General features: G+C 40.1%; 17 protein-coding genes. 11 read left to right on the top strand and 6 right to left on the bottom strand.

The window, feature by feature from the left end; genetic code table 11:
- Nucleotides 1-54 precede the first annotated feature (54 nt).
- The 9 genes from ACNSN2_RS08510 (at nucleotide 55) to adk (ending at nucleotide 8,875) form a co-directional block, all read left to right on the top strand.
- Nucleotides 55-807, top strand: coding sequence for a DNA-binding domain-containing protein (locus tag ACNSN2_RS08510; protein WP_418607021.1), 753 nt, complete (start codon nucleotides 55-57; stop codon nucleotides 805-807).
- A 72-nt stretch (nucleotides 808-879) separates the two neighbouring features.
- Nucleotides 880-1,002 (top strand): hypothetical protein, encoded by a 123-nt coding sequence (locus tag ACNSN2_RS08505; protein ID WP_008109320.1) that lies wholly within the window; start codon nucleotides 880-882, stop codon nucleotides 1,000-1,002.
- Nucleotides 1,003-1,157: 155 nt separating this feature from the next.
- Nucleotides 1,158-1,703 carry an adenine phosphoribosyltransferase gene (apt, locus tag ACNSN2_RS08500; RefSeq protein WP_008109316.1) on the top strand — a complete coding sequence of 182 codons (546 nt, stop codon included), beginning with the start codon at nucleotides 1,158-1,160 and terminating at the stop codon, nucleotides 1,701-1,703.
- A gap of 3 nt (nucleotides 1,704-1,706) precedes the next feature.
- The gene (gene dnaX / locus ACNSN2_RS08495; protein ID WP_418607018.1) at nucleotides 1,707-4,046 is read left to right on the top strand and encodes a DNA polymerase III subunit gamma/tau; all 2,340 of its coding nucleotides are present in this window, start codon (nucleotides 1,707-1,709) and stop codon (nucleotides 4,044-4,046) included.
- Between the two features lie 60 nt (nucleotides 4,047-4,106).
- Nucleotides 4,107-4,433 carry a YbaB/EbfC family nucleoid-associated protein gene (locus tag ACNSN2_RS08490; RefSeq protein WP_010388590.1) on the top strand — a complete coding sequence of 109 codons (327 nt, stop codon included), beginning with the start codon at nucleotides 4,107-4,109 and terminating at the stop codon, nucleotides 4,431-4,433.
- 6 nt (nucleotides 4,434-4,439) lie between these two features.
- Nucleotides 4,440-5,048: a recombination mediator RecR gene (gene recR / locus ACNSN2_RS08485; RefSeq protein WP_010388591.1), complete on the top strand. Its 609-nt coding sequence runs from the start codon at nucleotides 4,440-4,442 to the stop codon at nucleotides 5,046-5,048.
- A 105-nt stretch (nucleotides 5,049-5,153) separates the two neighbouring features.
- Nucleotides 5,154-5,867, top strand: coding sequence for an RluA family pseudouridine synthase (locus ACNSN2_RS08480; RefSeq protein WP_418607016.1), 714 nt, complete (start codon nucleotides 5,154-5,156; stop codon nucleotides 5,865-5,867).
- A 120-nt stretch (nucleotides 5,868-5,987) separates the two neighbouring features.
- The gene (gene htpG / locus ACNSN2_RS08475; RefSeq protein ID WP_054201119.1) at nucleotides 5,988-7,901 is read left to right on the top strand and encodes a molecular chaperone HtpG; all 1,914 of its coding nucleotides are present in this window, start codon (nucleotides 5,988-5,990) and stop codon (nucleotides 7,899-7,901) included.
- Nucleotides 7,902-8,230: 329 nt separating this feature from the next.
- The gene (adk, locus tag ACNSN2_RS08470; RefSeq protein WP_008468042.1) at nucleotides 8,231-8,875 is read left to right on the top strand and encodes an adenylate kinase; all 645 of its coding nucleotides are present in this window, start codon (nucleotides 8,231-8,233) and stop codon (nucleotides 8,873-8,875) included.
- Nucleotides 8,876-8,945: 70 nt separating this feature from the next.
- Here adk and tpx read toward each other — a convergent pair whose 3' ends face one another.
- Nucleotides 8,946-9,527, bottom strand: a complete 582-nt coding sequence (tpx, locus tag ACNSN2_RS08465) for a thiol peroxidase (RefSeq protein WP_055012934.1) — start codon at nucleotides 9,525-9,527, stop codon at nucleotides 8,946-8,948.
- Between the two features lie 219 nt (nucleotides 9,528-9,746).
- On the opposite strand from tpx, the gene ACNSN2_RS08460 reads away from it, so the two are divergent.
- The gene (locus tag ACNSN2_RS08460; RefSeq protein WP_418607014.1) at nucleotides 9,747-10,751 is read left to right on the top strand and encodes a response regulator; all 1,005 of its coding nucleotides are present in this window, start codon (nucleotides 9,747-9,749) and stop codon (nucleotides 10,749-10,751) included.
- Nucleotides 10,752-10,757: 6 nt separating this feature from the next.
- Entirely contained in the window at nucleotides 10,758-11,729 is a 972-nt protein-coding gene (locus ACNSN2_RS08455) for a sensor domain-containing diguanylate cyclase (protein WP_010388598.1), read from the top strand.
- Between the two features lie 10 nt (nucleotides 11,730-11,739).
- Here ACNSN2_RS08455 and ACNSN2_RS08450 read toward each other — a convergent pair whose 3' ends face one another.
- From ACNSN2_RS08450 to ACNSN2_RS08430, 5 genes are all read right to left on the bottom strand, one after another.
- On the bottom strand, nucleotides 11,740-11,934 hold the full coding sequence (locus ACNSN2_RS08450) for a universal stress protein (RefSeq protein WP_418607012.1): 195 nt from the start codon (nucleotides 11,932-11,934) through the stop codon (nucleotides 11,740-11,742).
- 148 nt (nucleotides 11,935-12,082) lie between these two features.
- The gene (locus tag ACNSN2_RS08445; protein WP_418607010.1) at nucleotides 12,083-13,597 is read right to left on the bottom strand and encodes a SpoVR family protein; all 1,515 of its coding nucleotides are present in this window, start codon (nucleotides 13,595-13,597) and stop codon (nucleotides 12,083-12,085) included.
- Nucleotides 13,598-13,615: 18 nt separating this feature from the next.
- Nucleotides 13,616-14,899 carry a YeaH/YhbH family protein gene (locus ACNSN2_RS08440; protein WP_010388601.1) on the bottom strand — a complete coding sequence of 428 codons (1,284 nt, stop codon included), beginning with the start codon at nucleotides 14,897-14,899 and terminating at the stop codon, nucleotides 13,616-13,618.
- Nucleotides 14,900-14,930: 31 nt separating this feature from the next.
- Nucleotides 14,931-16,853 carry a PrkA family serine protein kinase gene (locus ACNSN2_RS08435; protein WP_010388602.1) on the bottom strand — a complete coding sequence of 641 codons (1,923 nt, stop codon included), beginning with the start codon at nucleotides 16,851-16,853 and terminating at the stop codon, nucleotides 14,931-14,933.
- A gap of 208 nt (nucleotides 16,854-17,061) precedes the next feature.
- Nucleotides 17,062-17,643: a superoxide dismutase gene (locus ACNSN2_RS08430; RefSeq protein WP_010388603.1), complete on the bottom strand. Its 582-nt coding sequence runs from the start codon at nucleotides 17,641-17,643 to the stop codon at nucleotides 17,062-17,064.
- Between the last annotated feature and the right edge of the window lie 198 nt (nucleotides 17,644-17,841).

Below are 17,841 nucleotides of genomic sequence, written 5' to 3'. Positions count from 1 at the left end.
CTGTTTGAATTTAATAAGTACTTGCTATTTTAGGGTTTTATAAGAGTCGTTATTATGAGTTTTATCGATGTGCAAAATGAGTTTATGGCCCATATTCGAGAGCCTAATAAGCAGCCGTGTCCAATCGATGTTGAAGACAGACGAATGGCCATTTACCGGGACCTGTTTTTTAATAATATTAATGGCTTTGTTTCATCGGCATTTCCAGTTTTAAAAACACTCTATAGTGATCAAGAGTGGCTATTACTGGTTCGTCAATTTTTTAGTGAGCATGATTGCCAGTCTCCTTACTTTTTAGATATTGCTGAAGAATTTATTACCTATTTAATGACAAGCTATGTACCGAAAGAGTCTGATCCGGTGTTTATGCTGGCGCTAGCCCATTATGAATGGATTGAGCTTGACGTGTCTGTAATGAAGGCTGACCCCCGTGAGCTCCCTCTAAGCACTAATAAGCTTACTCATTCTCCTTTGTATTTATCTAAAACAGCGCGTAACTTAAGCTACGACTATCCAGTGCAACATATAAGTGAAGAGTTTCAACCTCAACAGCCTTCAGAACAGCCGTATTTCTTTGTTGTTTACCGCGATGAGAGTGATGAGGTGCAATTTTTGGCCACCAATGCCATGACAGCCATGCTACTGTCTATTATTGAAAATGAAGCGGGGAGTACGTTTGAGCAGGTTTGCCAACAGGTTAGTGAAAATGCACCACAATTTAATCTTGAGCAAATAACACAAGGGGCACTGAGTACCTTAACAGCTATGGCACAGCGGCAAATTATAGTGACAAAAAATCAAGACTAAGCTCTTTATTGATTATTTCACATCGTCTATTATAGCGCCTTTATTTGTTGTGCTTAATAAAAGGTTGTACCCATGTCAGATGATAAAGACTTTAAAGACCCGTTCAATGCGGCTTACTTTTTTGCATTCTTAGCCGTATTTGCTGGAATAGGGTGTTTAAATGCCATTTTAGGTTGGATCACCAGCTTAACTTAATCAGGTTTTATTTTAAGGCTGTTGTTTTTCATCAGCCTTACATTTTTATCACTTCCCTCTCCCGACACTTTATAATTATCGCAAACTCGCAATTTACGACCACTTAAGGTTATAATCACCTGCTTTGTAATATTAATCATTGAGCAGTTAAAATTATGACTCAAGTAACACCAGCAATTATCAAAAACAGCATTACTACAATTGCTGATTATCCTAAAGCGGGCATTATGTTTCGCGATGTAACAACCCTAATGGCAAACCCTGAAGCGTTTAAAGCAACCATAGATGCATTTATTGACGCTTATAAAGACCAAGGTTTTACTAAAATTATCGGCACTGAATCACGTGGCTTTATTTTTGGTGCTCCGCTATCTTATGCTTTGGGAATTCCTTTTATCCCTGTTCGTAAACCAGGTAAATTACCGCGCGAAGTTATTCGCCAAGATTACCAACTCGAATATGGCGAAGATACACTAGAGCTTCATACTGATGCGATTGTAGCCGGTGATAAAGTCTTGTTAGTTGACGACTTGTTGGCGACCGGTGGTACAATTGAAGCAACAGCCAAGTTGGTTGCAAAATTAGGCGGTAACGCCACAGATGCTGCCTTTGTTGTATCACTTCCAGAGCTTGGTGGTGAGCAACGCATTGAGAAAATGGGCATCAATATTTTAAAATTGGTTGAATTCGAAGGCGAATAATCGATGAGTTATCAGGTTCTAGCGAGAAAATGGCGTCCTCAAACCTTTCATGAATTGGTTGGGCAGTCTCATGTAAAACAGGCGCTGGTAAACGCGCTGACTCAAAATAGACTGCATCACGCTTATTTATTCACTGGAACCCGTGGTGTTGGTAAAACCACCATTGCCCGTATTTTTGCCAAAAGCTTAAATTGTGATGAAGGTATATCTGCCACACCATGTGGTCAATGTAGTAGCTGTGTTGATATAGAGGCAGGGCGCTACATTGATTTACTCGAAATAGATGCGGCCTCACGCACTAAGGTTGAGGATACGCGTGAGATCCTCGATAACGTTCAATATGCGCCAACGCGCGGACGTTACAAAGTATATCTAATCGATGAAGTACACATGTTGTCAAAGCACAGCTTTAATGCGTTATTAAAAACGCTTGAAGAGCCGCCTGAGCATGTGAAATTTTTGCTCGCAACCACTGATCCTCAAAAATTACCAGTGACGATTTTATCTCGCTGTTTACAGTTTAATCTGAATGCATTATCGCAAGCTGAGATTAAGCAACAGCTTGAGCATGTGCTTACCCATGAGCAGCTTAACTTCGATAATGATGCGCTAAGTATTATTGCCAAAGCGGCCGATGGTAGTATGCGAGATGCATTAAGTCTGACCGATCAGGCTATTGCTCAAACAAATGGTGATATTAAAAATCAAGCTGTACAAGACATGCTTGGTTTAATGGACACCCATTACAGTCAAAGTTTACTTGCGGCATTATTAGCGCAAGATGGCACAGCCTTGATGAATGAAGTTGCTCAAGTCGCTAGCCGAAATCCAAATTACATTGCGCTGCTTGATGACTTAATTGCGCTAACGCATGTGATTCAATTGAGTCAATTAGTCCCTGAAGCAGCAGCGCTTGATAGCAATAACGCCGATTACATTGAGCATGTTGCAGCGCATACCCATGCCCAACAAATTCAAGTGTATTACCAGTTATTACTCAATGGCAAAAAAGATTTACAATGGGCACCTGAGCCTCGTTTAGGATTTGAAATGATTATGCTCAGGTTATTGGCATTTGAACCTACGCAGTTGCAAACCAATCAACCTGAACCTAGCTCACAAGCTGCGCCAGAGCAAAATAGTGCAGGGCGGGCTAATGCACTGCGTGATATTTTAAATAAAAATAAACCAGCGCAGAGTAATGCTCCTCAAATTCAGCCATTAGCAACGAATACGCAGCCAACAAAAGCCGCTGAGCCTGAGGTTTCAAAGCCTGATTATAGCCAAACACAACTTGAGCAAAGTTCGATACAAAGTCAGCCTCAAATTGTCGATACCCCTCCTGTAATAAGTGATGAACAAGCGCAGCGTCAAAGCGAAGATGATGCCTACATGCAGCACAGTGATGTAGAACAAACCATTGCCGCACAATACGATGATGTAATGAGTAGCGCGGTTGATCAAGGGTTTAACCCTGAGTTAGCAAATGCCACAAGTAACGCAGATCAGTCTGCGTCATCAATGGGTGAGCAAGAAGCGCGAGCACAGTCAGCAATAGCGCGTATTTTACGCGATAGAAACATTTCGGGTGCCGGTAAGCTTTCAAGTGCCGCTATTGAAAAGCCAACTGAAGAAAAACCAGCACCGACAAAATCCGAATTTAGTCGCCCGGTAGGCAATGAAGCACAAACTGTATCGCAGCAGCCACCCCCATGGGATAATGAGGTGAACGATGACCTGCAAAAAAAGCCTCAGCTCCCAGCACAGGGGAGCCGAGCTCAGGTAGCAAATAAGCCAGCGAGTAAAGTTGACTTTAAAGCAAAGCATCAAACGATTACTGAAAATTTAGCACCGGAGCTATTAGAGCAAATTAACCCGCAAAAACCAGCACCTGTTGTTGAACAAGAGCCTAGTATTCCCGTACCAGATGATTTTCAAAGCCCAATTAGTGAAATTAGATTTGCCCATCAACAAGACGAATGGGCCTATTTAATAAAGCGTATGGGACTTGGCGGACGTATGCGCCAGTTTGCATTGCATTCAATTTTTACCAAACAAGACAATCATTTTCATATTGAAGTGGATGAATCGCAAAAGCACTTAGATACGCCAATGTTACGTCAAAAGTTAAATGTGGCGTTATCTAGTATTTATGGACACAACGTTGAGCTTAATATTGATTTTGCTAGCGGGGTGATTGACTCACCTTATTTGATTCAACAAAAAATTGATGCAGGTCGTCACCAGCAAGCGATTGATGTGATCACCAGCGATGAAAATATAGTACAATTTCAACAGCTATTTAGCGCTGAAATTGACGAAAACAGTATTCAGGCATTGTAATTAACGACCAGTGCCCTTATTTATACTTCAGTTAATGTATTAAAAGAAAGAGAGACGATTATGTTTAAAGGTGGAATGGGTAACATGATGAAGCAAGCGCAGCAAATGCAAGAGCGCATGCAAAAAGCCCAAGAAGAAATCGCAACAATGGAAGTGGTTGGTGAAGCCGGTGCTGGTTTAGTGAAAGTAACTATGCTTGGTAACCACAATGTTCGTCGTGTTGAGCTTGATGAAAGCTTAATGGAAGATGACAAAGACATGATTGAAGATTTACTTGCAGCAGCGTGTAATGATGCTGTTCGCCGTGTTGCTGAAGAAACTCAAGAGCGCATGGGCAAAGTAACAGGCGGTATGCAATTACCACCTGGTATGAAAATGCCGTTCTAAGCAACTATGCAACTTTCAGATAGTTTAACATCGCTAATAGAAGCACTTCGTTGTCAGCCAGGTATTGGCCCGAAATCTGCTCAGCGCATTGCATTTCATTTATTAGAGCGCGACCGCAAAGGTGGCACTCAGCTTGGGAATGCGCTAACAAAAGCGATGACGGCTGTAGGGCATTGTCAGTCGTGCCGCACGTTTACCGAGCAAGCGCAATGTGATATTTGCTTAAGCACTAAGCGTCAAGACAGTGGTATTTTATGTGTGGTTGAGTCGCCTACAGATGTGTTAGCGATTGAACAAACAGGCCAATACAAAGGACTCTATTTTGTATTAATGGGACATTTGTCACCGATTGATGGTATAGGGCCTAAAGAAATTGGTCTAGACGTGCTTGAGCAAAAGCTTGCCCATGGCGGTATTAATGAAGTTATATTAGCCACTAACCCTACGGTTGAAGGTGAAACAACGGCTCATTATATTGCCCAGCTTTGTCATAAATACAAAGTGGGTGCATCGCGAATAGCTCATGGTATTCCTGTGGGTGGCGAGCTTGATTTAGTCGATGGCACAACCTTAATGCATGCATTTAGTGGCAGGCGCTTAGTCAGCCATGAATAGTTTATTTTAAGCTTAACTATTTGAACTTACTTTAAAAGCCTACATACATGCTGTAGGCTTTTTTGTTGGCTTTAATTGCAATATAAACAAAAACTTAAGGATGGTATGGCTGCAATAACCCAAAGTGCTAATGTGATTGTTGATGACTTTATCGCACCTGTTTGCCATGAACACATAAAAATTATTTATCAAGATGATGATATTTTATTGATCAATAAACCTAGCGGCTTGTTGAGCTTGTCGGGTAAAAACCCTCTTAACTGGGATTCGGTTCACTATAGGCTTGTTAATGGCCAACAAGGCGTTACCGCAGCGTTTCCTACTGCGATATTACCCCACCGTTTAGATTTAGGTACCTCCGGAGTGATGGTGGTAGCACTTAACGAGCAAGCAGCTAAAGCACTGAATCAGCAATTCCAATCCCGAAGTGTTAAAAAGCAATATCGCGCAATGCTCTTTGGATTGGTTGCTGAGCCTCAGGGAGAAATTACTGCGCCTATAGCAAAAGATAAAATGTTATTTCCGAAAGTGAAAATTTGTCACCAGAGCGGCAAACCCTCGCGCACTCAATTTAAAGTGGTTAAACGCTTTAACAAAGAGCAAAAAACTTTGGTCGATTTTACTCCTATAACTGGACGCACTCATCAACTTAGAATTCACAGTTTAATTTTTGGCCACCCTATACTAGGATGTGATTTATATAAAAATGATTGCAGTGAGCTGGATGCTCAACGATTATTATTGCATGCCAGCGATTTATTTTTTGTTCATCCATGCACTGATAAGTCAATGCACGGGCATGCCACAACGCCTTTTTAGTTGATTAAGCCCTTTAAAGTGTCTTTGAATGGGGTTTTTTATTTTTTTTACTTGAACTTCTCACGGCTCACCCCATATTAAGTGCATAACGCAGACACTTTGCAAATTGGAGATACATAAATGACTGCAGCACAAAAAGAAACATTAGGCTTTCAAACAGAAGTAAAACAACTATTAAACTTAATGATTCACTCGCTTTATTCAAATAAAGAAATCTTTTTACGCGAGCTTGTATCAAATGCATCTGACGCAGCCGATAAACTACGCTTTTTAGCCCTTTCAAACGGTGACCTTTATCAAGGTGATGCAGATTTACGCGTACGTATAAGCGCCGATAAAGACGCTAACACAGTGACCATTTCTGATAATGGTATTGGTATGACGCGTGATGAAGTGATCAGCTCATTAGGCACAATTGCTAAGTCGGGTACGGCTGAATTTTTCAAAAACTTAACGGGCGATCAAAGTAAAGATTCACAGCTTATTGGTCAATTTGGTGTTGGTTTTTATTCAGCATTTATTGTTGCTGATGAAGTGACTGTTCGTACTCGTAAAGCAGGAGAGACTACAGCGGTTGAATGGCAGTCAAAAGGTGAAGGCGAGTACACGCTACAAGAAATCGAAAAAGAAGGCCGTGGTACAGATATTATTTTACATCTTCGTGAAGAAGAAAATGAATATGCAGATGAATGGCGTCTTCGCAGTATCGTTACTAAATACTCTGATCATATTTCTACACCAGTACAAATGTACAAGGCAGAAGTACCTGAGTCTGAAGGTGAAGATGGTGAAAAAATTCCGGCTGTTCCAGGTGAGTGGGAAAGCATTAACCGTGCAACTGCATTATGGACACGTGACAAATCAGAAATCTCTGAGGACGAATACAAAGAGTTTTATAAGCATGTAAGCCACGATTGGGAAGATCCGCTTAGCTGGGGACATAATAAAGTTGAAGGTAAAACTGAATACACCAGTTTGTTATACATTCCAAAAAAAGCACCTTTTGATTTATGGAACCGTGAGCGCCAAAGTGGTTTAAAACTTTATGTTCAACGCGTGTTTATTATGGATGACGCTGAACAGTTTATGCCAAGCTACTTACGTTTTGTTAAAGGCTTATTAGACTCAAACGATTTACCACTAAACGTATCGCGTGAAATTTTACAAGACAACAAAGTTACCCAAGCTATTCGCAAGGGGTGTACGTCGCGTATTATTAAAATGCTTGAGCGTATGGCTAAAAACAAAGCCGATGATTACCAAACATTTTGGAATGAATTTGGTCAGGTAATGAAAGAAGGGCCTGCAGAAGATGCGGCCAACAAAGAAAGCATTGCTAAATTATTACGCTTTTCATCAACGCACACCGACTCAGAAACTCAAGATGTTTCACTTGAGCAATACATTGAGCGCATGAAAGATAGCCAAGATAAAATTTACTATGTGGTTGCTGACTCATTTATTGCTGCTAAAAATTCACCACACTTAGAAATCTTCCGTAAAAAAGGCATTGAAGTATTATTGCTAAGCGATCGTGTAGATGAGTGGATGATGAGCCATTTAACGGAATTTGGCGAAAAGCAATTTCAGTCAATTACCCGCGGTGATCTAGATTTAGGTAAGCTAGATGACGAAGAAACTAAAAAAGCACAAGAAGAGTCTGAAAAAGAAGTTGCAGGCTTGGTTGAGCGTATCAAAACTGCATTAGGAGATGATGTTAAAGATGTACGCTTTACTCACCGCTTAACCGACTCACCAGCGTGTGTAGTGAGTGATGACAATGACATGAGCTCGCAAATGCAAAAGCTAATGGAGTCAGTAGGTCAAGCTGTTCCAGAGGCTAAGCCTGTGTTTGAATTAAACCCAGAGCACCAACTGGTTAAGCATTTAAATGATGAACAAGACGAAGATAAGTTTGCACAGTGGTCACATGTACTACTAGACCAAGCCTTGCTTGCAGAGCGCGGTACGCTTAAAGATCCAACTGGATTTGTAACTCGCTTAAATAAACTTATGCTTGATTTAAGCAAATAAGTATAAAAATCAATGATTGAGTAAAAAGGGAACGTCTGTTCCCTTTTTTTATGCCCTGCTCGAAGGGTTCTGCCTAAGGGCGATTTACTCTTTGTTGCTTACATGGATGTAGGCAGGGGGTGAGCAGAACGCGGAAGCTTTACTCGGTTTTTACTTAGCCCAGCAGGTGACAAACCCCGCGCCGCGATTAAATTCTCCCTAGTTTGAACAAATATTAATCCGCAAAGGTCAACAGACCCTAGACAATTAGTATAAGTTACTTGAGTATCTGTAGCGCTTATGGAAGAATTCAGACTTTAAAATAAACTCTCATATTAGGGGACAATGATATGCGCATTATTCTTTTGGGCGCGCCGGGTGCAGGTAAAGGTACTCAAGCTCAGTTTTTAATGGATAGATACGGTATTCCACAAATTTCTACCGGTGATATGCTACGAGCTGCAATTAAAGAGGGCACACCACTTGGCCTAGAAGCAAAAAAAGTAATGGACGCAGGTCAGCTTATTTCTGACGATATTATTATTGGCCTTGTTAAAGAGCGTATTGCCAAGCCAGATTGTGAAAAAGGCTTCTTACTAGATGGTTTCCCACGCACAATTCCACAAGCTGATGCAATGAAAGAAAATGGCGTAGTGGTTGATCACGTTATTGAATTTGATGTTGCTGATGAAGTTATCGTTGAGCGTATGGGCGGACGTCGTGTTCATCCTGGCTCTGGCCGTGTTTACCATGTTGTTTACAATCCTCCAAAAGAGGAAGGTAAAGACAACGAAACAGGTGAAGAACTAATTATTCGTGCAGATGATACCGAAGAGACAGTTCGTAAACGCTTAGGTATTTACCATGAGCAAACAATGCCATTGGTTGACTACTACCAAGCAGAAGCTAAAGCGGGTAATACTCAGTACCATAAATTAGATGGTACCCAAGCGGTTGAAGCAGTAAGCAAGCAACTAGCTGAGCTACTAGGTTAATTTTTTAACCACACAGCAGAATAAAAAAAACCGCTTTTATAGCGGTTTTTTATTTCCTGAAATTCGACCTTTAAAGCATTTTAAGCTTTTCAATGACGCTATCATATTCAGGCTCGGTTGATAAACTACTAACTAATTGCTTATAAATAACCTTATGGCTCTTATCAAGAATAAAAACAGAGCGGGTAAGTAATCCCATATCTTTAATGATTAAGCCATACTGTTGACCAAAATCACGCCATACAGAATCAGAAAGCGTCGTTACTTTATCGATATTTTCGGCCTTACAAAAACGCTTTTGCGCAAATGGTAAATCGGCACTAATAGTGAGCATGGCCACGCCTGGAAATTGTTGGGCGACTTTTTCATTAAAGTGCTTAGTTTGTAAGCTACAAATACCGGTATCTAAGCTCGGAACAACACTAATTAATACAGCTTGGCCTTTATAATCTTCTAACGTAACAGCAGTGAAACTGTCATTAACTACTTTAAAGTTAGGGGCATCTTCACCAACTTTAAGGCCTTTCCCTAATAAGGTAACTGGCTTACCTTGTGCAGTTACTTTTCCTGCATCGAGTGTGTTTTCGGGTAAATCTGCGGCAAAACTGGCACAGCAAAATAGGCTTAATGCAAAAGCTAATGTACGACGCATGGAGTTTTTTCCTTTTAAATTAACGCAATAGTTGTGAGTGTATTATAATGTAGATAAGTAACCAAGCAGAAAAATCCACAGCTTTATTTTTGCCTAAAATTGAAAATAAGTAATACATTGATTACTATGTATGTATAAGAAATAGGTATTATTTTTTATGTATCCGTGGCTTGTTCTACACGCTTAAAATTACACCCAGTTTTAAAATAGTGAGATTGTATGTCAACATCGGTTTTAATATGTGATGATTCAAAATTAGCACGACGCCAGTTGGCTCGTTCCTTACCCGATGATTGGGATATTAAAATTGAATTTGCATGTGACGGTGTAGACTGCATAAAACAAATAAGCAAAGCCCAACCTGAAATTCTTTTCCTTGATTTAAATATGCCAGAGATGGACGGCTATGGTGTGTTGGCAGCAATGAAAGATCAGGGACTAGACGTGCTCACTGTGGTGGTATCGGGCGATATTCAACCAAGCGCACATCAACGTGTACTTGAACTTGGCGCCATAGACTTTATTCAAAAACCATGTTCCCCTGAAAAGCTCGCTGCCATTATAGAGCACCATGGCATAAGAGATAGAGCACTGCGTGAACGTTTGTCCCACACTTTAGGTGAACAAGTTGACCCTGATGTTCGTGATATATACCAAGAGCTGACTAATGTTGCTATGGGCCAAGCAGGGGATCTACTTGCACGACTGCTTAATGTATTTGTTAAGCTACCCATTCCTAATGTTAATGTTTTAGAAGTCAGTGAGCTTAATATGGCGCTAAGCTCTGTTGATACCAATGACACTACGTCGGGTATTTGCCAAGGTTTTATTGGCGGCGGGGTATCTGGTGAGGCGTTATTACTTTTAAATGATTCTAGTTTTAAAGAAATAGCCTCATTAATGAATTACGAAGGTGAATTAAACGACAGGGTTGAGTTAGAGTTGCTAATGGATGTAAGTAACATTTTAATTGGCGCTATATTAACAGGCTTATCAAAGCAGCTCGACATGACCTTTAGTCAAGGCCATCCCATTGTATTGGGCCAGCACCGTGATGTTTCTGAGCTTGTTCAGTCTAATAAGTCGCGTTGGCAACGGACACTTGCCATAGAAATTAGTTACGGTATTGAAAATCATGATATTAGTTGTGATTTAATGTTGCTCTTTACTGAAGATTCACTTAAAACTTTGAAATATAAAGTTGCTTATCTACTGGAAGATTAAATATTTATGCCAGCTGATTTAGATTTAAATGAAATCCATTGGTTAATGGACATGTTTAATACTGTTGATGTAGGCCTTGTGGTGCTTGATAGAGACTACAAGGTGTGCGTTTGGAATGGCTTTATGGAAAACCATTCTGGGCTGTTACCGAGTGCAGTAAAAGATAAAGACTTGTTTGATCTATTTCCAGCCATAGATGAAAAATGGTTTAGAAGTAAAGCAGAGTCAGTGTTTGTATTAAAAAATCGCTCATTTACTATTTGGGAACAGCAGCCTTATATTTTTCGTTTTAAAAATTATCGACCGATTACAGGTAAAGCGGATTATATGTATCAAAACGCCACGTTTATTCCACTTACGAATGTACGAGGGGAAGTAGAGCATATTTGTATTATTATCTACGATGTAACGGATATTGCAGTTAATAAAAAAGAGCTTGAAGAGTTAAACAAAAAATTAGAGCAAGTAAGCCAAACTGACAGCCTTACCCAGCTTGCAAACCGAGGACATTGGGAGCATTTGTTACATCAAGAATTTTTACGTACTAAGCGCAGTGAAGGTTGCTGCTCGTTATTAATTTTTGATATTGATCACTTTAAAAAGGTAAACGATGACTTTGGTCATAGTGCGGGAGATGAAGCACTTCGTCATATAGCGAGTTTACTTAAAACTGCATTGCGTGAAACTGATATTGCTGGGCGATACGGCGGTGAAGAGTTTGTTGTTACTTTATTAGATACCGATAAACAAGGGGCTATCGTATTTGCTGAGCGCTTACGCCAATTAATCGAAACCTCACCAGCGAAATACAAAGAGCACACTATGCATATGGCCATTAGTGTGGGTATTGCCTGCTTTGACAACGAATTTAAAGATCATGAGCGTTGGATTGAAGCTGCCGATAAAGCACTTTACCATTCAAAAGAAACCGGTCGAAATAAAGTGTCGGTATATGCTGATATAAAAAATGATGCGTAAGCATCATTTTTTAATTGGGAGGTAAAATAAGTAATTCAGTTTTGAGTAAACGCATTATTTTTTCTGCAGTATTACCAATGAGCTTAGCTTTAATCCCTACATTTCCTACAGAGCCTATAATCACTAAATCAGCATTAAGCTTAGCCGCTAAGCTTGAGATCACCTGCTCGGGTAATCCCGCTTTAATATGAAGCTTATCGCGCAAGTTATTATCAGTTATAAGGGCCTGCTGCGATTGTGGTCGTTTCTCAAACGTGTTCCTTAGAAAAAACCAAGCCTAAATCTCTTAATATTGGAGAAATATAGACAGTATAACCTGCATAAAACTCACAATCAGTTCGCTCTGCATATTTTTACTCTGTTGTATGGCGTGAGTCATCGCTTGGGCATTGACCAATGGTTGAAATATCACCAGAATTTGACTCCTGTTCAAGTTTTACCTTAAAGCCCCATAGTCTGTAAAGGTGTTTTAATACCTCCTCATGGGAGTTGGCCAGTGGAATGGCGTTGTGAGGGATATATCGCAGTGTTAATGAGCGATCTCCACGCAAGTCTACATCGTAAACTTGTATGTTAGGTTCATGATTACTAAGGTTATATTGTGCAGAAAGTGCCTCTCTAACCGCTTTGTAGCCATTATCGTCATGAATAGCGCCTATTTGTAAATGTGGGTTATTAGCATGGTCTACTATAGTAAACAATTTAAAGTCTCTGATCAGTTTTGGCGATAAAAATTGGCTAATAAAACTTTCATCTTTAAAGTTTTGCATTGCAAAGTGAAGAGTTTCAAGCCAGTCACTACCAGCATGTTCAGGAAACCAGCGTTTATCTTCTTCTGTCGGGTTTTCACAAATTCGGCGTATATCTACCATCATATTAAAACCCAGCGCATAGGGGTTAATACCTGAGTAATAATCGCTATTATAAGGGGGTTGATACACAACATTTGTATGGCTTTGTAAAAACTCTAACATAAATGAGTCGGTTAGTTTTCCCTCATCATATAAGTGGTTCAAAATAGTGTAGTGCCAAAAAGTGGCCCAACCTTCATTCATAACCTGTGTTTGTTTTTGCGGATAAAAGTACTGCGATATTTTTCGCACAATACGTACGATTTCTCGTTGCCATGGCTCAAGTAAAGGAGCATTTTTTTCAATAAAATACAGAATGTTTTCCTGTGGCTCTTGCGGAAAGTGGCGCTCACTTTTTTTTGATTCTTGCTGCTGAGAGGGAATGGTACGCCATAGTTCATTAACTTGTGATTGTAAGTACTCAGCCCGTTCTTGCTGGCGTTTTTGTTCTTCAAATAACGAAATACGCTGCGGACGTTTATACCTGTCAACACCATAACTCATTAACGCATGGCAAGAGTCGAGTATGCTTTCTACTTCAGAAATACCGTATTTCTCTTCACAGCGGCTAATATAGTTTTTAGCAAACAATAAATAGTCAATTATAGAACCGGCATCAGTCCATGTTTTAAATAAATAATTCCCCTTAAAAAAAGAGTTATGCCCGTAACACGCATGTGCCATAACCAATGCCTGCATCGGCAGCGTATTTTCTTCCATTAAATAAGCTATACATGGATTGGAGTTAATCACAATTTCATATGCAAGGCCCATTTGACCTCGTTTATAATTTTGTTCTGTTTGGATAAACTTTTTACCGTAAGACCAGTGAGTATAGCCAATAGGCATGCCTACACTGGAGTAAGCATCCATCATTTGCTCAGCAGTGATCACTTCAATTTGGTTAGGGTATGTGTCTAGTTTATAATGCTCAGCAACACGTGCAATTTCATCTTGATATTGCTGAAGTAACTCAAAGGTCCAATCGGGCCCATCACTGATTCGCTCGTTATTCATATTGCTACCTCGCTTTGGCTATGCAGCCCCTTGCTGTTGACGGCCTTTTTTAAATAGCTCCCTAAATATAGGGTAAATGTCTTCAACACCTTGAATATGTTGGATGGCAAAATTACTGTGAGTTTGGCTTATGCTTTGGTACTCGCGCCATAAACTTTGGTGGGCGCGGGTAGTAATTTCTATATAGGCAAAATATCGCACTGCGCTTAACAGTTTGTTACGTAAAATATGCCCACATTGCGGGGTATCATCTGCCCAGTTATCACCATCAGAGGCTTGTGCTGCGTATATATTCCATTCATCAGCATTATAGCGCTCTGCTATTATTTCATTCATCAGCTTAAGCGCACTTGAAACGATAGTACCGCCCGTTTCTTGGGAGTAAAAAAACTCTTGTTCATCAACTTCTTTAGCTTGAGTATGATGACGAATATACACAACCTCAATGTCTTTATAGCTGCGAGTTAAAAACTGATAAAGCAAAATATAAAAGCGTTTTGCCATGTCTTTGGTGGCTTGATCCATTGAACCGGATACATCCATAATACAAAACATTACTGCTTTGCTGGTTGGGTGTGGTTGTTTATTATAGTTACGAAAACGCAAATCGTAGTTATCAATAAAGGGTACCGATTTAATTTGCTGCTTTAGAATGTCGATTTCTTGTTGCAACAATGTCACAGCGGCTTTGTCGCAGTGTGGTTGTTCAAGCAGTAGTGCTAATTGCCCCTCAAGTTCACTAAGGCGGCGCTTTTTTCCTGCGGTCATTGCAATTCTACGAGCTAAAGAGCCTTGTAATGAACGCACTACGTCAATATTACTGGGCATACCGTCGCTGCAAAACCCAGCGCGGTGGGTTTTCATTTGTACGAGCTTATCGAGCTGATTTTCTTGTAAATTAGGGAGTTCTAAATCTTCAAATAACAAATCAAGATATTCGTCTTTAGAAATTGAGAAAACAAAATCATCTTGGCCTTCGCCAGAATCACTCGCTTCACCTTCGCCCGCGCCACCGCCTTGTCCACCTTTAGGTCGCTCAATTTTATCACCAGTAGAGAACTGATCGTTCCCTGGATGTATTTGCTCTCTATTACCGCCTCTACCTTGATGAAAAGTAGGTTCACTAATATCACGCTGTGGAATAGATATACTCTCCCCAGAGCTAGAGTCGGTGACGCTGCGTTTATTTATCGCATCAGACACCGCTTCTTTTATCTGCTTTTTATAACGCCTAATAAAACGCTGGCGGTTAACTGTGCTTTTGTTTTTGCCATTTAAACGCCTGTCGATAAAATGCGCCATAATGACCTCCTAAAAACTGCAATTATGAAGGTTATTGCGATTTTCTAACCCGTAAATACCACTCAGATAGCAAGCGCACTTGTTTTTGCGTGTAGCCTTTTTCAACCATACGGTTAACAAAGTCCTCATGCTTTTGCTGATCCTCAGCTGATGTTTTAGCATTGAATGAAATGACAGGGAGTAAGTCTTCGGTGTTTGAGAACATTTTTTTCTCAATAACAGTGCGTAGTTTCTCATAACTCGTCCATAGCGGATTCTTACCATTATTGTGAGCGCGAGCACGTAGTACAAAGTTAACAATTTCATTTCTGAAATCTTTAGGATTTGAAATACCTGCCGGTTTCTCAATTTTTTCGAGCTCAGCATTAAGCGCATCACGGTCAAACAATTGCCCTGTATCAGGGTCGCGATATTCTTGATCTTGAATCCAAAAATCAGCATAAATAACGTAGCGGTCAAAAATATTTTGTCCGTATTCCGAGTACGATTCTAGATAGGCGGTTTGCAGCTCTTTACCTATAAACTCAACATATTGTGGAATTAAATAGCCTTTTAAAAAGCTTAAATAACGCTCTTCAACCTCGGCACTAAATTGTTCTCGTTCAATTTGTTGCTCAAGTACATAAAACAAATGTACTGGGTTGGCGGCCACTTCGGTGGTATCAAAGTTGAATACGCGAGATAAAATTTTAAACGCAAAACGAGTTGAAAGACCGTTCATGCCCTCATCGACACCAGCGTAATCACGATATTCTTGGTATGACTTAGCTTTCGGATCGGTATCTTTGAGTGTTTCACCATCGTAGACCCGCATTTTTGAGTAAATGCTAGAGTTTTCTGGCTCTTTTAAGCGCGAGAGAGTGGTAAATTGAGCTAAAATTTTAAGTGTTCCTGGCGCACATGGAGCATTATAAAGCTCACTGTGTTCAATCAGCTTATCGTAAATTTTAATCTCCTCGGTCACTCTTAAGCAATACGGGACTTTAACAATATAAACACGGTCTAAAAAAGCTTCGTTGTTTTTATTGTTTTTAAAGGTTTGCCATTCTGACTCGTTGGAGTGGGCGAGTATCATGCCATTAAATGGCAGGGCGCTTATGCCTTCTGTGCCGTTATAGTTGCCTTCTTGTGTGGCTGTTAAAAGCGGGTGTAGCACTTTTATCGGTGCTTTGAACATTTCCACAAACTCCATTAAGCCTTGGTTAGCTAAACATAATGCGCCTGAATAAGCGTACGCATCAGGATCATTTTGCGCAAAGTGTTCAAGCTGGCGGATATCTACTTTACCTACAAGAGCCGAAATATCTTGGTTGTTTTCATCGCCGGGCTCTGTTTTAGCAATCGCTACTTGATTTAAAATTGATGGGAAGCGTTTAACCACTCTAAATTGGCTAATATCACCATTAAATTCTTGTAAGCGTTTTGCGGCCCATGGCGACATCACTGTTTTAAGGTAGCGTGACTTAATTCCATATTCTTTTTCGAGCAGGTTTGCATCTTCAATGGGGTCAAATAATGCCAGCGGATGGTCATTAACTGGTGAGCCTTTAATGGAGTAGATAGGTACTTGTTGCATTAAATACTTTAATTTTTCGGCAATTGATGACTTACCACCACCCACAGGGCCGAGTAAATAAAGTACTTGTTTACACTCCTCTAAGCCTTGTGCTGCATGTTTTAGATAAGACACAATTTGTTCAATAGCGTCTTCCATGCCATAAAAGTCAGCAAATGCTGGGTAACGTGCAACAACACGATTTGAAAATAAGCGACTTAGGCGAGTATCGGTAGCAGTATCTACCATTTTAGGCTCGCCAATGGCCATCAGTAACCTTTCAGGTGCACTGGCATAAGCAGACTTATCGGTTTTACAAATTTCGAGGAATTCAGCAACACTGTACTCTTCTTCTTGTGTTGATTCATAACGTGCTTGGTAGTGATCAAAAATAGTCATAATGACCTCCGAAACCTACTTTGAAGATGTATTCACTATCTAAAGTCTAGTCACGAATTTCATTTTTTGTGCAATAAAATTAAAAATTTATATGAAAAATGATCAAGATGCGCTTTTATAAAACAACCTACGTACAACCATAATCAAATAAAGTAGCGGGCATAAAAAAAGACGCCTAAGCGTCTTTTTAAAACTAGTATTAAACTAATTATGCGAAGTTAGCGTTCGCGAATTCCCAGTTAACTAGTGACCAGAAACCTTTAAGGTAATCTGGACGCACGTTACGGTAATCAATGTAGTATGCGTGTTCCCATAAATCCACAGTTAGGATTGGAGTAACACCTGCATCTGTTAGTGGTGTAGCAGCGTTAGATGTATTAACGATGTCTAGTGAACCATCAGCTAGTTTAACTAACCAAGTCCAGCTTGAACCAAAGTTATTTACTGCTTTGTCGTTTAACGCGTCTTTAAATGCATCAAATGAGCCCCATTTCGCGTTAATTGCATCAGCAATTGCACCTGTTGGAGCGCCACCGCCATTTGGAGATAGGCTGTTCCAGTAGAAAGTGTGGTTCCAGATTTGAGCAGCGTTATTAAATACACCGCCTTCTGAAGAACATACGATTTCTTCAAGTGACTTACCTTCAAACTCAGTGCCTGGGATTAAACCGTTAAGTTTAGTCACATAAGTGTTGTGGTGTTTACCATGGTGAAACTCTAGCGTTTCTTGTGAAATATGTGGCTCAAGTGCATCAATTGCATACGGTAGTGACGGTAGTTCAAATGCCATTTTTTATCTCCATCTTCTTTTGGTTGATAGTCTATTTAGTAATACGTAATGCCTGCGCAAACAGGGCACTTATCTATACCAAACAGGAATATAGTGTTACTATAATTGTTGAGTATTTTACTCAAGTTTTAGCAAACAGCAATGCTCTTGCTAAAGCTAATTAAGATTGAGGCTTTAATTGCCTATTTTAATCTATAT

It is taken from the genome of Pseudoalteromonas sp. US3C1013, from assembly GCF_048401115.1.
GTDB classification, from domain to species: Bacteria; Pseudomonadota; Gammaproteobacteria; order Enterobacterales; family Alteromonadaceae; genus Pseudoalteromonas; species Pseudoalteromonas undina.
This window is presented reverse-complemented; position numbering and strand designations above follow the sequence as displayed.

Bases quoted from the DNA above. Each gene is read 5' to 3' on its own strand.
- ACNSN2_RS08510 (WP_418607021.1), top strand. From the start codon at position 55: ATGAGTTTTATCGATGTGCAAAATGAGTTTATGGCCCATATTCGAGAG.
- ACNSN2_RS08505 (WP_008109320.1), top strand. From the start codon at position 880: ATGTCAGATGATAAAGACTTTAAAGACCCGTTCAATGCGGCTTACTTT.
- apt (WP_008109316.1), top strand. From the start codon at position 1,158: ATGACTCAAGTAACACCAGCAATTATCAAAAACAGCATTACTACAATT.
- dnaX (WP_418607018.1), top strand. From the start codon at position 1,707: ATGAGTTATCAGGTTCTAGCGAGAAAATGGCGTCCTCAAACCTTTCAT.
- ACNSN2_RS08490 (WP_010388590.1), top strand. From the start codon at position 4,107: ATGTTTAAAGGTGGAATGGGTAACATGATGAAGCAAGCGCAGCAAATG.
- recR (WP_010388591.1), top strand. From the start codon at position 4,440: ATGCAACTTTCAGATAGTTTAACATCGCTAATAGAAGCACTTCGTTGT.
- ACNSN2_RS08480 (WP_418607016.1), top strand. From the start codon at position 5,154: ATGGCTGCAATAACCCAAAGTGCTAATGTGATTGTTGATGACTTTATC.
- htpG (WP_054201119.1), top strand. From the start codon at position 5,988: ATGACTGCAGCACAAAAAGAAACATTAGGCTTTCAAACAGAAGTAAAA.
- adk (WP_008468042.1), top strand. From the start codon at position 8,231: ATGCGCATTATTCTTTTGGGCGCGCCGGGTGCAGGTAAAGGTACTCAA.
- tpx (WP_055012934.1), bottom strand. From the start codon at position 9,527: ATGCGTCGTACATTAGCTTTTGCATTAAGCCTATTTTGCTGTGCCAGT.
- ACNSN2_RS08460 (WP_418607014.1), top strand. From the start codon at position 9,747: ATGTCAACATCGGTTTTAATATGTGATGATTCAAAATTAGCACGACGC.
- ACNSN2_RS08455 (WP_010388598.1), top strand. From the start codon at position 10,758: ATGCCAGCTGATTTAGATTTAAATGAAATCCATTGGTTAATGGACATG.
- ACNSN2_RS08445 (WP_418607010.1), bottom strand. From the start codon at position 13,597: ATGAATAACGAGCGAATCAGTGATGGGCCCGATTGGACCTTTGAGTTA.
- ACNSN2_RS08440 (WP_010388601.1), bottom strand. From the start codon at position 14,899: ATGGCGCATTTTATCGACAGGCGTTTAAATGGCAAAAACAAAAGCACA.
- ACNSN2_RS08435 (WP_010388602.1), bottom strand. From the start codon at position 16,853: ATGACTATTTTTGATCACTACCAAGCACGTTATGAATCAACACAAGAA.
- ACNSN2_RS08430 (WP_010388603.1), bottom strand. From the start codon at position 17,643: ATGGCATTTGAACTACCGTCACTACCGTATGCAATTGATGCACTTGAG.